A 17,660-nucleotide genomic window follows, 5' to 3' on the forward strand; every position below is an offset into this window, starting at 1 on the left:
GGTTGAGGTAACGAAACCCAACCTACTTCTACTTCCTAGAAGCGAGCAATTATAGGTAAAACATCTAAATCTATCTGCTTCGCCTCACCTTCTTCCGTATTCTTAAATAAGGCAGTAAACGCGCCAGCACCCAAACCATCTTGAGGCAACATCCGATAACAAGGCATAGTAGTAATATGAGATTGAAAGGCTGATAAATCCGAAACTTCTATCGCTTGAAATTGAGGAAATTTTTGTAAAACCCATTTACAAACCTGCTCATTTTCTTCAGGTGAGTAAGTACAAGTCATATAAGCAAGATATCCTTGAGGCGCTACAATTTGGGCAGAATTGGCTACAATTCTCTTTTGCCTATTAGCACATTTATTTATAGCAATTGGGTGAAAGCATCCAGGTACTTTTTCACCTTTGGCAAGTAAAGATTGTCCAGTACAAGGAGCATCAACAATCACAAGGTTGCTGGTGCGGTCAAATGTGGTTTTTAAGATATCTGAGTCTTTGTTAATAACCGCAGAAGATTGAATATTACACCGCTTCAAATTGGAAATGAGCATCCCCAGCCGTTTACCTATGACTTCATTACAAATCAGTAAGTTTGGTTGCAAAGCTTGCCACGCAAAGACACTTTTGCCACCTGGTGCAGCGCACATATCAAAAATTAAATTTACTGGCGACCCAATGGTTAAGAGAGTGGAAGCTGCAAAAACCGAGGAAAAGTCGAGACAGTAATAATATCCTTGTTCGTGCAGTGGATGTTTACCGGGTTTTTCTCTCAAAGCTAAGCGGTTAACAAAGCTTGGTTGCCAAGAAGTAGGCGTTTCGACAACAAAGGGCAAAGTTTCAGGTTCTTCTTTACACCAAAGGATGCAAGGAGGGAAAGATTTAGGATGAATTAATGCCTCTACAAATTTTTCTTGTTCGGAAGTATCATCGAACAAACGCCGACTGAGTTTAAGCAGTAGTTTAGAAGCGTTTTCCATATATATGCAATTTATTTTTTTACCTTTTGAAGACTTTTGTATTTGCCAGTATTTAAACTGTCACAACTGCTTGAAGTAAATGAGGTAAGCAGATTAAAACTTATTTTAAGAGAAGCCAGTAAAATATAAGAGCGAAACTGGGATAAAATTATGGTTTCAGATAAGTTTCGCCGCCAGTTACGCCAAGAAGCAGAACTTTGGCAAGCTGAGGGGCTAATTGATACTGACCTATACGAACAATTATCAGAGCGTTATCAGTTTAATACTCTGGATACTGCCGCACGCGATCGCTTCGTAATGATTTTGCTGGGTTTGGGGAGTGTCCTCATCGGTTTGGGGATAATTACCTTTGTAGCAGCGAACTGGCAGGAGTTGCCACGCAATGGCAAGGTGACGCTACTGTTGAGTTTGTTTATCGGGGTGAATACGGCGGGTTTTTATTTGTGGCGACAACCTAAGGGGGCGCAACACCGCCTTGGTCATGGTTTACTCCTGTTAGGATCGCTGATTTTAGGCGCGAATATGGGGCTGATGGGTCAGATGTTCCACATCAGCGGTCAGTTTTACGAGTTGTTACTCGCGTGGGGAATAGGCGTGTTGGCAATGGCTTACAGCCTGCGTTTAACGTCTTTGAGTGTAGTCGCGATTATTATTATCGGGTTGGGTTACTGGGGTTTTTGGGGGGATTACGTAGGACAAGGCTGGTCAGAAACGCTGGCTGGAGAGGAATTTTCTTGGTCATCCCAGATGGGGCAACATATGCCGCTAATTTCTGGGTTGATGTTTGTGCCGCTTGCGTACTGGTGCCGCTCTCGCGCTATTTTTGGATTAGCTGCGATCGCAGTCATATCTTCCCTACTCGCCAATTTATACCCTTTGAGCTGGGGATGGTTTTCTTTTCGGTCAACAGGTTTGCTGTTGGCGATCGCCTTCGCCCTGCCACCAGCTTTATTATGGGCTTATGATGACTCATTGTGGGTTTACGGTGACTTCTACTCTTCAAACCGACAACCCCAACCCTTAGCAACTACAGGGTCATTTCAGCCCCTCTCCCGCAGTTTATCGCTGGCATTTTTGGGCGTGGTGCTTTATCTCTTGTCCTCATTTTTCTTCTGGAGAATTTTATCCACAGACTACTCTGGAGATCAACCAAGGAATTTAAACTGGCTTCCCCTAGTGGATGCGTTAATTTTAAGCGGCTTAGCCATCTTTGAGTGGTTGCGTCTAGCATGGCTTTCCAGAAGAATACGCGATCGCTCCGATAGTCTTATCACCACAATCGCCATTGGAATCTTCATCAGTTTAGTAGCTGCGATACCGATCTGGCATCTGAGCTTTACCCCAATTCCCGAACTGGCAACCTTGATTTTTAACGTGCTGTTGTTTCTCTTTGCAGGTGGCTTGATGCGTGCAGGATTAGCACAAGGAGAACGCCAACCTTTTTGGGGTGGTATGGTGTTAGTAACCCTGCGAATTGTCACTTGGTTTGTGCTAATTGAGACGGGATTAGTCTTAAAGTCCCTGCTATTTATTTTATGCGGCGTGGTTGTAATTGCTGTCGGGCTTTGGTTTGAGCGTTATGTCCGCACTCTGTCAATTAAACATTGAAAATGTCAGTAGTACGGCGGGCAATGCTTACCAAAGCTAGTGATTATTATGTAATGCCTTTGAATCCATAATCCAAAATCGACATGACACAAAGTTCTCAATCCTCATCAACCAATCCTACATTTGTAGGACAGCGATCGCTATCTGGACGCATACCATCTTGGAGACTCTGGGTTCCCCTGCTGTTCCAGACAAGCGTAATTCTTGCAGCTCCTGCGGTGCCATTTTATACTGTAATGACTGGTAAATCCATAGTTTTACAGACTGTGCCAGTAGATCCTTACGACTTCCTACGCGGATACTCGCAGACCTTGAGTTATGACATTTCCAGTCTAGACACCCTGCGCCGTCTTCCGGGCTGGAAACAGTTACTTAAGCAACAAGCAGGTGGAAAGTCGATAAATGTGCCGCCGCCTGCGCCTTCATCAGAATATTTAGTTTCCGGGACTCGCTTCTATGTAATTTTAGAAGCGCCTGCTTCCAATAAATCTAGCTCCCCCAAGCCTTGGAAACCTGTGAGAGTAAGTAGCGATCGCCCTGCGTATTTACCTGATAATCAGATAGCCTTAAAAGGCAAGTCCACAGGAAACTCTATCGAGTACGGCTTAGAAACGTACTATATGCCAGAGAATCGACGGGATGAGATTAACAACGATATTAGTCAAGCTCGTGGGGGCAAACAACGACAACCTATAGTAATGGAAGTGAAGGTGGATACCCTTGGGCGTGCCGTACCGATTAGTTTCTGGGTGAGCGATCGCAACTATAGATTTTAAGACAGCTAAATGCTGTATAATTGCCTTAATATTATTGCCGCTTCAGTTGGAAAGTGGCACCCAGCGCCGCTCCCGCTCCTGCTATCAAACCCATACTCATGCCCTGAATAGTTTTAAGAGTGGGATCTTGCAATAGGCACTCTGTGGTAGGTGTTTTAGCTTGCAAACACTGATGACTTTCTATCCAGTTCGAGACGCCTCCCACCAGTACCCCAGCAGCACTACAGGAAACAATCAGCACGGTAAAGCGGTTGGTTTTTATAACCATAGATAGATGTTTTAATTTTTGTAAGGAACTAACTGTTCAGTCTACTCTACTCTTAGGCAGAGTGTTACAGTAAATTCCACAATTCTGAATCTTTTTTCCGTACTCCGGAAAATTTTCCCTTTTAGGCTCAGCCTAAGAAATATCTCTGGGAGGCGACCGCCTTAAGAATAGCCGAAAGCAGGCTAAGGCGGTCGCCTCATCAATAGGCATTCCCAGTCTCTGACTGGGAACGAGAATTCACTCAAGCCGAAAGCAGAAAGTTTAATCAATCCGCAGGCTATAGGGCAAACGGGCATAAATGCCTCTGGGGTCGTTCATCGCCTTGAAAGTCGCCAACTCCTCTTGTAACTTTAGGAATTCTGCTGTCAGCGGATCGGGCGCTTTCTTAGCTTGAGTGCTTTCGTCACCACCAAGCTGCTTGAGAAGCCTTTGTTCAAAACTGCGAGCTTTGGGATACTCTTCCAGTTGCCAATCATTCCCCAACTTAGCTTGCTTAGCAGCATACTCAATAGCTTTATCCACACCACCAATATCATCAACCAAACCTAACTGCTTGGCATCTTGACCTGACCAAACCCGTCCTTGGGCAATTTCTGCTACTTTGGTTCTTGGTATCTTGCGGGACTCTGCCACTTTGGTAACAAACTGACCGTAAATTTGGTTCACAAATTTCTGGTAAATTGCCAGTTCTTGCGGCGTTTTCGGGCGAGAAATGGTTTGAGAATCGGCCAGGTTGGAGGTTTTTACCACATCCCAGGTGATGCCGTTGTTATTGGCAAGCTTTTGCACATTTAGCAGCAACCCAAAGACACCAATCGAACCCGTGATAGTATTCGGCTGGGCATAAATTCGGTTGGCATAGGTAGCAATCCAGTAGCCGCCGGATGCCGCCATATCGCCCATAGAGACGACAATTGGTTTCACCTGACGAATGAGCCGCACTTCCCGCTGAATCACTTCTGATGCCGAAGCGCTACCGCCGGGACTATTCACCCGCAGCACTACCGCTTTCACATCTTTGTCGAGTCGCAAACGTCGCAATTGTCTGGCGAAGCGATCGCCACCAACTTGTCTAGAACTGCCTTCCCCATCAACTATCTCACCTTCGGCATAAATTACAGCAACTTTATTCTCAGAAACGCGCTCCTTTGCCTCTCTTTTGGCAACCTTGGCGTAGGTACTGAGGCTAATTTGCCGAAACGATTTATCATCTTTATCACTGCCACTTAGCTTTTTCAGCTCTGCAACCACCTGATCCAGATAGGCAACCCGATCGACAAAGCCGCGTTTTTTAGCTTCCGGTGCTGCTAAAACTCCTTGAGTATCTGCGATCGCTTGTAGCTGTTTCGGGTTTAATTTACGGCTTTTGCTCACCGTCGTCAGAAATTCTCCCCACAAATCACCCAGCAAATTTTGAGTTTGTAGTCGATTTTCCGCACTTAATTTTGTTAACACATACGGCTCTACCGCTGACTTAAACTTTCCTACTCGCACGACCTGAACGCCAACGCCGTACTTTTGAAAAGCTCCCGTCAGGAACATAGATTCCGAGCGCAGACCGTTCATTTCCATCATCCCCAATGGGTTAAGTACAATGGTGTCTGCTACGGAGCTTAAGTAATACTCCTTTTTACCCAAATCCATGTTGTAGGCAACAATCTTTTTGCCAGATGCTCGGAATTTTTCCAACGCCGAACGCACTTCCTTGAGCGTCGCCAACCCGGTTCCAGAACTAGACGACTCGCTACCATCTAAATACAAGCCGACAATTCGCTTATCCTTGGTTGCCTGATCTATAGCATCCAAAACTGTTCGCAGAGTTAGTGTGTCAGGACTATCACCTGATAGCGCTTCGCTGAGAGCTTCTGAGGTGCTGGAACTCGGTTCGCTATCGGTAATATTTATAGACTGGTCAATAACCAGCACCGATTTATTATCAACTTGCGGCCCTGTATCTCTAGATGCAACTGCAACCAACAAAAATATTAGCCCAGTTGTCCCCAAACCAAAAAATAGGAGGAGTCCAAATAGGCTTCCGAGTGTGCTGGCAAAGGTTTGTTTTAGAAAATTACGCATTGGGGAAGGGGGAAGGGGGAATGGGGGCTGGGGACTGGAGACTGGGGACTGGGGACTGAGGGCTAGGGGCTGGGGGCTGGGGGAAAGTGGGATTACCAATTCCCAATTCCCAATTCCCAATTCCCAATTCCCAATTCCCAATTCCCAATTCCCATCCCCAATTTCATCGTAATGGTTGTAGAGAATTTGAATGTTTCAGATCGGGCAGGGTGGCGTTACCAGTGCAGAATAATACAGTGGTGATTTCAGCGAACAACACCTCAACTAAAGCGTCGAGGGCATCTTCGGATTCAACGGCTGCTTGTAGGAAAGGCCATGCTAGACCAGCTAAATCTGCTCCCAGCGCGATCGCTTTGGCGACTTCCAAACCCGTCCGCAATCCTCCGGAGGCAATTAAGGGAATATCGGGGGCAACTGCTCGAATATTTGTAATACATTCTGCTGTTGGCAACCCCCAATCAGCAAATGTTAATCCCAACCGTCGCTGCTGGGCATTTTCCGCTCGTTCACTCTCCACCTTTGCCCATGATGTCCCACCAGCCCCAGCAACGTCAATGGCGCTCACACCCGCCTCGATTAACTTCACAGCCATTGCTGCTGAAATTCCATTGCCCACCTCTTTTGCTATCACTGGCACAGATAATTTACTGCATAAACCAGCTATTCTGTCAAGTAAACCGCGAAAATTAGTATCGCCTCTGGGTTGAATGCACTCTTGCAGGGGATTGAGATGCAAAATCAGCGCGTCGGCTTCGAGCAAGTCAACTACGCGCAGACATTCATCAATGCCATATTTATAGTTAAGTTGTACTGCGCCCAAGTTAGCAAATAAGAGAATATCAGGAGCAAGCGATCGCACCGCAAAAGTATCGGCAACTTGGGGATTCTCCACCGCCACCCGCTGGGAACCCACCCCCATCGCTAGTTTGTAGCGTTGCGCCGCCTCAGCAAGACGATAATTAATTGTCCTTGCCTGTTGGGTTCCTCCAGTCATTGAAGAAATCAGCAATGGCGCACCCAGATGTTTTCCCAGAAACGTAGTTGATAGATCAACTTCACTGCGGTCTAGTTCTGGCAAACAACAATGGGTGAAGCGGTAGCCCTCAAGCCCATTTTTAGTCTGATGAAATTGCACATCTTCATCCAGACAAATCCGCAGGTGGTCTGCCTTTCGCGTCTGGGTTTCTCTCATAGCTCAAAAATCTATACTGGCAGGTTTATCGACAATCTCGATTGTCGCACCGACGCGATCGCTCACCCAAAACACCTCTCAAAACTTTATTAACTCCACAGCATCCCGTCCATCACTATCTTGCAGGTAAACCTTAACCTGTTCTTCCTTTGACGTTGGCAGTTTCTTACCAGTAAAATCCGGATGAATCGGCAACTCCCGATGTCCCCTATCCACCAGAACCGCTAACCAAATCGCCGCTGGTCTACCATAATCATTAACCGCATTCAAAGCAGCGCGGACGGTGCGCCCCTTATATATGACATCATCTACCAGCACCACCGTCTTACCCGATAGATCGAAAGGAATGTCAGTTTTCGCAGGCGTTCGGATGCCAATTTGATCCAAGTCATCCCGATAGAACGTAATATCCAAAGCCCCCACCGGAACTTCAACTTGTTCGAGTGCTTCTATCTGACGCGCCAACATCTGGGCTAATGCTACGCCTTTAGTGTAAATGCCTACTAGCACTAGCTCAGACAAGTCTCGTGACTTTTCCACCACCTGAGAGGCTACGCGGTTAAGGGTACGACGGATTTCGTCGCAAGAGAGAATTTCTACAACTTCGGAAGACATATTAAATCTACGGATTTAGTAGGGCATCTGAATCATAATCGTTGTAGTTTAATTGAAAAAGCCGTTCTATTAAACTTATTTGTTTAGAAGCGGTCGCCTCGTTTTCTTAAAACTAGCTGTGCGGCGGTCGCCGCACAGCAGAAGAATTAGTCAGCTGCAAGCGCTGATTTGGTACTCTGTCCTACCACTCCGTCAGCATATAGCCCATTGGCTTGTTGAAATCTTTTCACAGAGGATTCTGTTAACGAACCAAAGTAGCCAGTAATCGGCCCGTTGTAGTAGCCTCTGCTTCTCAAAACTTGCTGAAGCGTAGTTACACCAGAACCGTTGCTTCCACGTCGTAAGGTGCTGCGACCAAAACCACCACCAGTTATAGGACTTTCACCACCACGACCTTCTAGTGCGGCTAAAGTTCTAGAGCCAGCTATGCCATCTGCTATTAGTCCATTGGATCGCTGAAATCTTATCACAGCTGCCTTAGTCAGATCGCCATAATATCCAGTGACTGGGCCATTATAATAGCCTGCGATTTGGAGATTTCTTTGCAGGGTGGCTACTTGAGAGCCGCTATTGCCTCTCCCAAGTGCCAGCGCATTACCAGCTGTACCCACAACGGCTAAGGTGAGGGCAAGGGATAGCAAGCGAAAACTTGCTTTTTTAGGGAAGTTTTTCCAATTCAGTCCTGGGAATAATTTAACTTCAGCAGGATGTGATTGAGAATATTCGTAGGCGGTGGATAGATGAAGGTATGCAAGAGTTTCCATAGTTTTAGTGCAAAATTTTTACAGAAAGTTAAAAAGTAAATACACCCAGTTGGATTTTGAATAGGCTCCATTTCCCTAGAAGGAATTCTAGGTTTACGAACCTGGAAGGCGATCTAAATCCATATCAGGGCTTGAAACTATATCCAATCTATGCTGTTGACTACTTAAGTACCATCGCCCGATGGATTCACCCAAACGGGCGATCGCATAAAAATAATGATGATGCCTGGTGATTTATACGGACAGTATTATTAGGGTAGCGATCGCTATTCCTAGCCAAATCAGAAAGCAATACCGCGTTAGCTGCAATGCTCGATGAATTTCTACTGAAGTAATCGGGTTAATCCCATCTCCCAGTAGGGGTTTGTGTTTAGCAACGCCGCGATACCAGTTTGTTCCTCCTACTTGGACTCCCAAAACTGCGGCATAGGCGCACTCACTCCAACCAGAATTAGGACTAGGATCTTTAATAGCATCCCTCTGGCACACGCTCCAAACATACCCCGGCTTTCGGGATATTAAAGCTAAAGTAATTACAGTTAATCGGCAAGGCAACCAAGTAAGAATATCTTCTAATTTGGCACTAAACCAGCCCAAATCTGTGTAGGGTGCTTCCTTGTAACCAACCATAGAATCAAGGGTACTGGCAGCTTTGTAGGCAAGGGCCAGGGGAACAGCTTCCACATGGGGTAAAAATGCTCCGACAATGGCATAAAAAAGTGGTGCCATTACTCCATCGGTGGCGTTTTCTGTTATGGTTTCCAAAACAGCGCGGAGGATTTCTGATTCTGATAAATTTTCAGTATCGCGTCCTACATATTGACTCAATTTGGAACGCGCAGTGATAATATCGCCTGAATTTAGAGGTTGCAATACATCTTCAGCTGCGGCTCGCAAACTGCGACCAGCGAAACAACTGGCAAGTAAAATACTCTCTAGAGCAATTCCGATAAAAAGATGTAGCGAGTGCGCGGCTTGAACAATTAACCACCCTACAAAGTAGCTGCCTAAATTTAGCCCGATTGCGAGAATAATTCCCGCCCATCGCAGTGCGAGGGGATGCTGCCATATTTTGAAGACTATTTGGGTATAGCGAGAAATTATCCAGCCCATGACTCGTACTGGATGAGGCCATCCCCAAGGATCGCCGATGATGTAATCAATACTGGCAGCGATCGCTAAAACAACAAACAGCGATGGGTCAGCAGTCATTGGTTCCTAGTTTCTAGTCTCCAATTTATTTAAGAATGACTAATGACTAATGACTAAACAACAAAACTGGTTTCTTCCCCTTGGGCTGCTTGCCAGCTACGAGCGTCATAGTATAAGTCTGCCAATGTAATACTGTACAACGCTTCTTTAAGTTTTTGGTGCAATCTGTGCCAAAGAGTAAATGTTACCCAATCTTCCGCAAGCTCTGCGTCTGGAGTGTGACGAGGTAGCGGTTCAATTGTTTCGCCTACTGCTTCTAATATTTGTCCGAGAGAAATTTTTGCAGGTTCGCGGGACAGTTGATATCCCCCATGAGCGCCTCGAACTGAGTTGACTAAACCAGCTCGTCGCAATTCTATCAACAATTTTTCCAGATAGGGTGCGGGGAGGTCTTGCCGATGCGCGATCGCTTTTACTGAAGTCGGTCTATACCCTGGTTGTAAACTTAAATCCAGCAGTGCCTTTACACTGTAGTGTCCGCGAGTTGTCAGCTTCATACTGGTAAAAAGGGTATTGGGAAAAAATGATTGGGGATAATGACTTGGAAATTAACACTTGCCATTCCCCATTCCCCGTCCCCCATTCCCGGTTCCCCTACATCCTACACTCTTTAATCTTTTTTCACATTGATGCTTTCAAAGGAACAACCATCATGGACTTACCTGAGTTGTTCACAAGGTACAGATATTTATACTTATTCAACAGTCTGATAAAAAAAGTTCTCCTTTAAGGAATACAAATATATTGAATTAATAAAGCGATATCTGTATGATATAGTTTTATGAGCTGATATAAAGCTAAGGTTTTTTATTCTTAGCTACTGTCAAGCTAAAGCACCATGCCCGCCCTCTATTACTTACTTCTCGTTGCAAGTTGATGAATAAAAAGAAAAAAATCGAAACTCTAACTGGTGAGACGCTAGTCAAGAAAGTTAAAGAGTTAGAAAACCTCAGCAAAGAAGAAAAGGCAAGAGCCTGCGGCTACTACACCGTTACAAAAAGCGGCGTAGAGCGAGTAAATATGATGAAGTTCTTGAATGCCCTCATTGATGCGGAAGGGATTGAGTTAGACGGCAAACAAAACGGCAATGGACGAGGAGGCCGCAGTGCCAGCTATAGAATCAGCGTCCAGTCTAACGGTAATTTGCTGATAGGCTCTGCTTACACTAAACAGATGGGTCTCCAATCTGGGGATGAGTTTGAAATATCTCTGGGACGGAAACATATTCATCTGCGACAACTTGACCGGGAAGAAGGAGACTTAGACGAAGAATTAGAAGAGGCATCCTGATTCACGGAGTCGTTAGTCATTAGTAAAAACGCCTGACGAATGTAGAGACGTTGTATGCAACGTCTCTATACCCGGTTAAGGCAATATGTAAATTGGCTTTTGCAGGAGATGCGGTGGGAGCGGCCTGCAAAAGCTAGTTATTCGTTATCAGTCGCAACTTCATGACTAATAATTAACTTAAGCAGTTTTCTTGAGCGGCGGTAAATTTAACTCTTTCGGCAGTGTCACAGGGAGATAGCGACGCAATGTTTTGCGAGTAGCGGCGACACTGCACGCCAAAGCAATTCCATCTTTTTCCAAGACACCTAATACATGATGAGGATTATCCGGGTCAACAACTGGTAACTGGTGGAGTCCCCGCGCCGCCATCCGGTCTAAGGCATCAGCCACAGGTTCATCAGGAGTTGCATAGAGAATTTCAGTTGTGCAGATATCAACAATCGACTGATAAGCCAAATCGTCGGTCAAATTGGTAGAGACGCTGCTTAAAACGCTGGTTTGAGCTGAGGAAATTACAGGCGATCGCGCTACAGACATCGCTCGATTAATATCCTGTAAAGTGACAATACCAATTAACTGCTGGGTGTCGTCAATCACTAAAGCACTACGAGAACGACTATTAGTTAAAGCCAAACCTGCCTCTAAAACTGAAGAAGAAGCAGCCAGCATCAAACAGGGTGTTTGCATTGCTTCTGCAACTGGCAATGAAGTTAAGATTTCCTGTTGATAAAGGTCTTTTTCCACATTAATATCCAGCTGCTGGATGTTTTGACCTTTGGTTGGCGCTGGCTTGAGTCGATCCACCAACCAGACACTTAAGCCGACTGCTGCCATCAGCGGCAAAACAATCCGGTAGTCCCGCGTTAGCTCAAACAGTAGCAGAATCGATGTCAGGGGCGCTCTGACACTGCCTGCAAGGACTGCTGCCATCCCCACCATTGCATAAGCAGGTGGGGCGGCAATGTGGGCGGATGCAGGCGCTAACACTGCTGCCAAAATTTTGCCGTAAGCTGCCCCCACCGAGGCACCCAGGAACATCGCCGGGGCAAAGATGCCGCCCACCAAACCACTACCCACGCTAATCGCTGTCAGCACTAGCTTAAATACCAGCAGAGTAAGCAGTAACCCCAAAGAAAAATCAACATCCTGAAGCATGGCGGCAATGGTTTCATAGCCGATGCCGAGAATTTGCGGTAGATGTAAAGCCACTAAGCCGAGACTTGCACCGCCAATTACCGGACAAAGCGATCGCGGCACCCTTTGCATCCATTCAAAACCGACAATTTGCCCGCGAAAGAAACGCCGCGACAGTTGAATTGACTGGGTGTAAGCTAGCGATACCAAACTCGCTAATATACCCAGTCCCATATAAAGAGGTAATTCTAGGGGACTGCGGACTTCATATACTGGCAAAGTGAAAGCTGCTTGACCGCCCAATCCAATCTGAGCAATCAAAGATGACACAACTGCTGCTAGCAACACCACGCTGACTGCTGAAGTGGCGAAAGTCGTTCCCAGCACCACTTCTAAGGCAAAAAATACCCCAGCAATCGGTGCATTAAATCCAGCCGCAACACCAGCAGCTGCCCCTGCACCCAAGAGTAACTGCTGCCTCTCTCTGGAAACTTGCAGCACTTGACCCAACAGCATCCCAAAATTAGCACCAATCTCCGCGCTAGGCCCTTCCGGCCCCAACGAGGCTCCCGTACCCAAGGAAACAGCAGCTGCGACCATCTTCGTAACTGGTCGCAGGGGTAACACTTCTTTCGCGCCTTGTGTAGCAGCAATTAGTGAGGAAATGTTGGGGCCAAAGTCAGGCCAAGCAAGCCGCATTAATCCAACAATTAATCCGCCAATTGTAGGAACGCAAGCTAGAGTCCACGCACCCCAGCCGGAGATTAAGCCCATCAAATTCTCCAGCATCAAGCTGTGAATCAGATGTATTAAGTAGTGAAATGTAACTACACCCATTCCTGTACCTGTGCCAATTAAGACAGCCAGGAGGAGAACCACCGTTTCCGGTGAGGGTTGGATGTGGTTGATAACGTGAGTAACGCGGGACGCAGGGGACGCAGGTGCGGATGATTCCGGCAGCAGGACATCTGACGAAGTAGTGGCGGTCATTGAGGAGGTTTGGGAGTAAAAATGAGAAGAAGCTTAATTTTTATTTATAAATCTCATTCTAACCGCGAGTTATCAGCTATAAGCTATAAGCTATAAGGTTTTTATTGAAAATGGGAATTGGTTTATTTTAAGGTGCGTAAATATACTCACAGGCTTAAAGAAGCCTGCGAAGGCAGGCTTCTTTTGCGTAGCCGCGACTCTAGTCGTTAGGCTTCTTTGTAATTAACAGCCAACCCTCTGCCTTGTTAATCGATTTCACACCCTGGAATTTCAGCTTGTCAAAGGTGGGTTGGTCAACTAATAAATAAGGTGAAGGTGCTGTTTTCCAAAGTTGTTTGAGTTGTTCTGGTGTATTGGGGATGACTTGGCGATCGCTATAAAAATTCAGAGAAGGACGTTCATCGGGAAAAGATGTATAAATCTTTTCCCCGATAGGAGTGCCGCGCTTAACTATGGCAGCAACGGGTTTAACAGGATATTGTTCTGCCAACTCCCAAACCCAGTGAGAGGATGTCATAAATATCGTCAGCGTCACATAGGTTCCCCAAAACAAAATTGCGATGAATTGCAGATTTCTTCGGGACACTAAAAATGCTGCTACAAGTAAAGTCATAGCAGCAGATGCCAGCACCAGTGACAAATGCCAGTCTAGTTTGGGAGCGAAAACCGCAAAATAAATACTCCCAACAATAGCAACTAAACCCATCACTGTTAAACAAGGTGTCCAAAAGCGGGGATAAGATTGACTGCTGGGCCAGTACCAAACTTCAGCTAGTTTTGCACCACAGAATAAAGCTAATGCTGGGTAAATTGGCAACACATACCAGGGAAGTTTGGTTCCCATCACCGAGATGGCAACTAAATAAACACCACCCCATATCAATGCTAATTTTGCCCAGCTTGAAGTGCGATTTTCCCAGGCGAGGCGAACCCCTTGGGGAAAGAAGAGTAACCAAGGCCATGCGTATTTTAAAATTTCCAGCAAGTAGTACCAGGGAGGCCCAGCATGATTCTCGACTGGTATCCAAATCCGCTGCAATGATTGATTGAAAATGCCGATGTTGATAAACATCTGCTGGTAGCGCCACAGTTGGGCAGCATACCAAGCGGCAACTGGCGCACTGCCAAGCAGCAAACCGCCCCAGAGATAGGGAGAGGTGAGCAGTCTAGGAGTATCCCAAGCCAAAAATATTAACGCGATCGCGCCCAGCAATAATCCCAGAATGCCTTTAGTCAGGCAAATCAGCCCAAACCCCACTCCGGCACCCAGTGCATAGCGCAAGTCTCGACGACTTCGCAACACGCACCACATCATAAACATCAAAAAGCACAACACCGCCCCATCCAACATCGCCAGTCGCCCATGACGCACCACTGGTACTAAAGTTAGATAAGTCAAAGCTGAGAAAAGAGCTGGAATGCGTTGCCGAAATAATTCCCGACCAATTCCATACAGCAGTGGCACTGAGAAGGCTGTTAGCATTGCCCCAGGCAAGCGCGATGTCCACTCATTGATACCGCCAACCTTGTAAGCTCCGGCAATTAGCAGATGCACCAGAGGCGGCTTATTTAGATATTCTGTACCAGATAGCGTCGGATAAAGCCATCGCCATGAGCCTGCTGGTGCCTGCAAAATTTCACGCGCAACCTGAGCAACTGTACCCTCATCCCAATCTCGCAAAGGTAGTCCGCCCAAATTAATCCCAAACAAGACAATAGCCGCTAGGAGCAACCCCAAAACCCAAAGCCACTCAACCCATCTGTCAGCTCCAATAATCTTGTTTTTTGAACGGCCCCAAGCAAAAGTTTGACGATCCATATTTAACAACGCTCGTGCTATCTAGCGGCAATCAGAAGCAACTTCCTGCGATCTAACTCTTTAAATCATCTGATGAGGATCGCCTATAGCAATTCCAGGGTTAGGTGCCATACATCTGTAGGGATATGGCATTGCCATGTCCCTACCAACATGGACTGAACGTCAGAACCGCGATATATTCCACCCAACTGAGAAACGCTATAGTAAGTTTCCATCTACTATTAAAGGTTGCATAAATCTATAAATAGAGCCGTATTTTCTATCTTAAAGCGGCGCGGCAAGACTTCTGTTAGGCATACAGCAATAATGTATGGAAATGCTATCGGGGAACTAAATCATGTTTAATCTAGTCTAAATTATGCAAGAAAATCAACTTCACGAGGTTTGTATATGGGTGCGAAACTATCAATTAGTCGTGCTGCTTTGGTAGCTGTTGTTTTGGGAACCACTTTGGGGGGAGGCTTTTGGGCTGGTCAAGCTACTACACAGCGTGAATATCAACCCCGGATGCGGTCTGCACTGGCAAATTTGAAAGAAGCTAAAACCCATTTGGAAAAAGCTTCTATCGATAAAGGAGGTCATCGGGCAGCAGCGCTACGTTTAACAAATCAGGCAATTACAGAAGTTAATAGAGGAATTGAATACGACCAACAAAATCCTAGGCGCTAAAGTGCTAACTGTTTTTAAAGCGATTAGGGATATGAAATATAGCAATCCTATTTAAGTAAGTTGTGAATGAGTATTCGCCCTGGTGTAGGGACACGGCACTGCCGTGTCCCTACAGGGGTTCACGAATCATTTAAGATTGCTATAAAGGGGTGGGGAACTGGAAAAAAGCATAAATTGGGGGATGAAATCTCTGATTTAGCGGGGGTTCATCCCATTATTTATTTAGTTGAAAAATATAAAATTTACTGCTTTAACGGACGCAATCTGAACTAAGAGTTAATTACTAAAAGATAAAAACCAGCTTTAGCTGCCACGCTTCCGCCTGTCGGGTAATTTCAATCTGACGAATGAATTCTCGAAAGTAAAATCTTCGCTCTGATTCTGATAAGTCTAGCCAGAATTGGGGGATGGAAACTGCTTGCGCGATCGCTTGCAAATTTACTGGCGGCAAACTCGCTAACCTTCCTTGTAGTTGAGATATTTCTGTGCGAAGTTTGTAGGCGCGTATATCTGCTGTTTCTGAATCCAAAATGCCATTAGTAGTTAAATTAGGCAATTGAGCTAAAATATCTTGTTTTGTAGCAATTTGACTTGTAATTGCGCTCTTAATTCCATTCATATTTGGTACATTCATCCCCGCTACTGCAAGAGGTAAATCCTGACAAATTCTCTCAATAGTCTCTTGCAAAACTTGCTCGTAGGAAATTGCACCACATTTAGGCTGTTTGTTGCACTTGGTTGGACGCAAATAGAGATATTCTCCCTGTTTGCCACGAGTTGTAACGCGAGTTATCGTCATCGGTGACTGGCACTCCCCACACACAACCAACCCCGCCAAAGAACGATTTGCACTGGCTGTGCGAGGTGGCAAATGGCGGTTACGGCGTATTAGTCGGTCAATCTGTGCGGCTTCTTCCCTGGTAACAATGGGGACATGAGTATCTGAGAGAACCTGACCATTTTGATAAGCTGTGTCACCCCGATAAACTGGGTTAGAGAGCCAGCGTTGTCCGGTAGATACGGAAATTTTCTTACCGTATTTCTTTTCTAGATACCGCACCGCACCGCGCAGAGAACCGTAGAGTAGATATTGTTCAAAAAAATCTTTCACCACAGGCGCTGCACTGCGGTCAAGTATGTAACGGTCTTTACCTCGCTTATAGCCGTAAGGAGCTTTCCCCGGCCCCGGTGAAGCTTTGAGTCGCCGCTTCGCGTGTCCTTTACGGAGGCGGCGCGATCGCTGGCTTTCCTGAATTTCTTTTAATAATTGGAGCGGTGTTTGATTATACCCTACTGATTCAGTGGTGATGAGCTTGATGCCGAGAGATTCAAGATTGGAGATGCGATCGCATACTTCATCAACCGAGTCTCCCAATTCTTCTAACCGTCGAATCAGCAGATATTCGGCAGGTTCTGCTCGGCAATCTTTTAACAACTGTTGCAGCTGATCCCGACCTCCCAAATCTTGATAAACCCGATCCACCTCCCAACCCCACACATTCGGATTAGGTGTTGATTCCAACAATGGATCGCTGTACAAATACGCAATAATATTCATTGCAGTAAGGCGGCAAGGTGCTTTAGTATACTAAAAACACGATACAAGTCATTTCCTCGCCGGATTGAAAAATCATAGGACATATCGTATTGCGGTGTATCTTGTTTGATCAGCTTCAGAAAAATGAAATGGCTGCCATTTGTGACAAATCCAAAGCACGGTTTTTTCTGGTTAGGGTTGCCTAACATATAAGCTAGAGCTTGGGGTATCCCTGCGTCTAGGGATAAGCTACTACGTTTAGACTCAATGACGAATATCCACAAATGGTTTCCTAAAACTAGAACATCAATATCTCCCTTAATAACTTTATCCTCATCTTCGACAAATATTTCTACTCCTTTTTCTCCGTCTATTTCAAAAGGAGGCTGATAAAAACCTGCCAATTCCAGCCGCGGAGACAGTACCACCATTTTGACGATACTTTCTATCATTTGCTGGCGTTCAATCAAATGAAGAAAGTTGCTTTTAATACGGTCTAAAGTTCGGTTTTCTAGATCGGATAGTTCGGGCAAATCAGCTAACCATTCGGTGAAAAATTTGTCATTATTCACCCGTTGTAAGTCAAATTTATCTATCAGATATCCGATGGTGATTTTAGAGGATGTTTGAAAAGTTCCGAGGGGTCAAATTTTATGCCAGTTGCCTCACCATGATCCGGATCATGGCAAGGTAGATCAATGTCTCCGATGTTTCTGGCAATAGCTCATAA

Annotated in this window: 17 protein-coding genes; 4 read left to right on the plus strand and 13 right to left on the minus strand. The window is 45.7% G+C overall.

Annotated features, from left to right (window positions below; all coding sequences use genetic code 11):
* Positions 1-35: 35 nt before the first annotated feature.
* Positions 36-980, minus strand: a complete 945-nt coding sequence (locus NDI42_RS01315; RefSeq protein ID WP_190454382.1) for an RsmB/NOP family class I SAM-dependent RNA methyltransferase — start codon at positions 978-980, stop codon at positions 36-38.
* Positions 981-1,130: 150 nt separating this feature from the next.
* Between NDI42_RS01315 and NDI42_RS01320 the strand changes: the two genes are divergently transcribed.
* A complete protein-coding gene (locus NDI42_RS01320) occupies positions 1,131-2,588 on the plus strand; it encodes a DUF2157 domain-containing protein (RefSeq protein WP_190448152.1) in 1,458 nt (485 codons plus the stop codon).
* An 83-nt stretch (positions 2,589-2,671) separates the two neighbouring features.
* Entirely contained in the window at positions 2,672-3,364 is a 693-nt protein-coding gene (locus tag NDI42_RS01325; protein WP_190418941.1) for a GDYXXLXY domain-containing protein, read from the plus strand.
* A gap of 31 nt (positions 3,365-3,395) precedes the next feature.
* On the opposite strand, the gene NDI42_RS01330 is transcribed toward NDI42_RS01325, so the two are convergent.
* From NDI42_RS01330 to NDI42_RS01360, 7 genes are all read right to left on the minus strand, one after another.
* On the minus strand, positions 3,396-3,632 hold the full coding sequence (locus NDI42_RS01330) for a hypothetical protein (protein WP_190418939.1): 237 nt from the start codon (positions 3,630-3,632) through the stop codon (positions 3,396-3,398).
* Positions 3,633-3,893: 261 nt separating this feature from the next.
* Complete coding sequence (gene sppA, locus NDI42_RS01335; RefSeq protein WP_190454439.1) at positions 3,894-5,708, minus strand: signal peptide peptidase SppA; 1,815 nt, start codon at positions 5,706-5,708, stop codon at positions 3,894-3,896.
* Positions 5,709-5,871: 163 nt separating this feature from the next.
* On the minus strand, positions 5,872-6,900 hold the full coding sequence (gene fni, locus NDI42_RS01340; protein ID WP_190454385.1) for a type 2 isopentenyl-diphosphate Delta-isomerase: 1,029 nt from the start codon (positions 6,898-6,900) through the stop codon (positions 5,872-5,874).
* Between the two features lie 78 nt (positions 6,901-6,978).
* Positions 6,979-7,515, minus strand: coding sequence for a bifunctional pyr operon transcriptional regulator/uracil phosphoribosyltransferase PyrR (gene pyrR / locus NDI42_RS01345; RefSeq protein WP_190418933.1), 537 nt, complete (start codon positions 7,513-7,515; stop codon positions 6,979-6,981).
* A gap of 146 nt (positions 7,516-7,661) precedes the next feature.
* Positions 7,662-8,279, minus strand: coding sequence for a peptidoglycan-binding domain-containing protein (locus tag NDI42_RS01350; RefSeq protein WP_190418931.1), 618 nt, complete (start codon positions 8,277-8,279; stop codon positions 7,662-7,664).
* Between the two features lie 234 nt (positions 8,280-8,513).
* The gene (cbiB, locus tag NDI42_RS01355) at positions 8,514-9,491 is read right to left on the minus strand and encodes an adenosylcobinamide-phosphate synthase CbiB (RefSeq protein ID WP_190454388.1); all 978 of its coding nucleotides are present in this window, start codon (positions 9,489-9,491) and stop codon (positions 8,514-8,516) included.
* Positions 9,492-9,544: 53 nt separating this feature from the next.
* Positions 9,545-9,988: an Rrf2 family transcriptional regulator gene (locus NDI42_RS01360; protein ID WP_190443665.1), complete on the minus strand. Its 444-nt coding sequence runs from the start codon at positions 9,986-9,988 to the stop codon at positions 9,545-9,547.
* Between the two features lie 379 nt (positions 9,989-10,367).
* Between NDI42_RS01360 and NDI42_RS01365 the strand changes: the two genes are divergently transcribed.
* Positions 10,368-10,781 carry an AbrB family transcriptional regulator gene (locus NDI42_RS01365; protein ID WP_190418925.1) on the plus strand — a complete coding sequence of 138 codons (414 nt, stop codon included), beginning with the start codon at positions 10,368-10,370 and terminating at the stop codon, positions 10,779-10,781.
* Positions 10,782-10,958: 177 nt separating this feature from the next.
* On the opposite strand, the gene NDI42_RS01370 is transcribed toward NDI42_RS01365, so the two are convergent.
* The 3 genes from NDI42_RS01370 to NDI42_RS01380 all read right to left on the minus strand — a co-directional run bounded on the left by NDI42_RS01370 (position 10,959) and on the right by NDI42_RS01380 (position 14,939).
* Complete coding sequence (locus tag NDI42_RS01370; protein WP_190454390.1) at positions 10,959-12,905, minus strand: chloride channel protein; 1,947 nt, start codon at positions 12,903-12,905, stop codon at positions 10,959-10,961.
* Between the two features lie 199 nt (positions 12,906-13,104).
* The gene (locus NDI42_RS01375) at positions 13,105-14,724 is read right to left on the minus strand and encodes an ArnT family glycosyltransferase (RefSeq protein WP_190454393.1); all 1,620 of its coding nucleotides are present in this window, start codon (positions 14,722-14,724) and stop codon (positions 13,105-13,107) included.
* An 83-nt stretch (positions 14,725-14,807) separates the two neighbouring features.
* Complete coding sequence (locus NDI42_RS01380) at positions 14,808-14,939, minus strand: hypothetical protein (RefSeq protein ID WP_277875813.1); 132 nt, start codon at positions 14,937-14,939, stop codon at positions 14,808-14,810.
* 175 nt (positions 14,940-15,114) lie between these two features.
* Between NDI42_RS01380 and NDI42_RS01385 the strand changes: the two genes are divergently transcribed.
* On the plus strand, positions 15,115-15,393 hold the full coding sequence (locus NDI42_RS01385) for a hypothetical protein (RefSeq protein ID WP_199311110.1): 279 nt from the start codon (positions 15,115-15,117) through the stop codon (positions 15,391-15,393).
* Positions 15,394-15,676: 283 nt separating this feature from the next.
* On the opposite strand, the gene NDI42_RS01390 is transcribed toward NDI42_RS01385, so the two are convergent.
* Both NDI42_RS01390 and NDI42_RS01395 read right to left on the minus strand, forming a co-directional pair.
* Positions 15,677-16,951, minus strand: coding sequence for a recombinase family protein (locus NDI42_RS01390; protein WP_190454397.1), 1,275 nt, complete (start codon positions 16,949-16,951; stop codon positions 15,677-15,679).
* Entirely contained in the window at positions 16,948-17,502 is a 555-nt protein-coding gene (locus NDI42_RS01395) for a type I restriction endonuclease (protein ID WP_313930997.1), read from the minus strand. The genes NDI42_RS01390 and NDI42_RS01395 overlap by 4 nt, the downstream gene beginning before the upstream one ends.
* Between the last annotated feature and the right edge of the window lie 158 nt (positions 17,503-17,660).

The sequence above is a fragment of the Funiculus sociatus GB2-C1 genome (genome assembly GCF_039962115.1).
Lineage (GTDB): Bacteria > Cyanobacteriota > Cyanobacteriia > Cyanobacteriales > FACHB-T130 > Funiculus > Funiculus sociatus.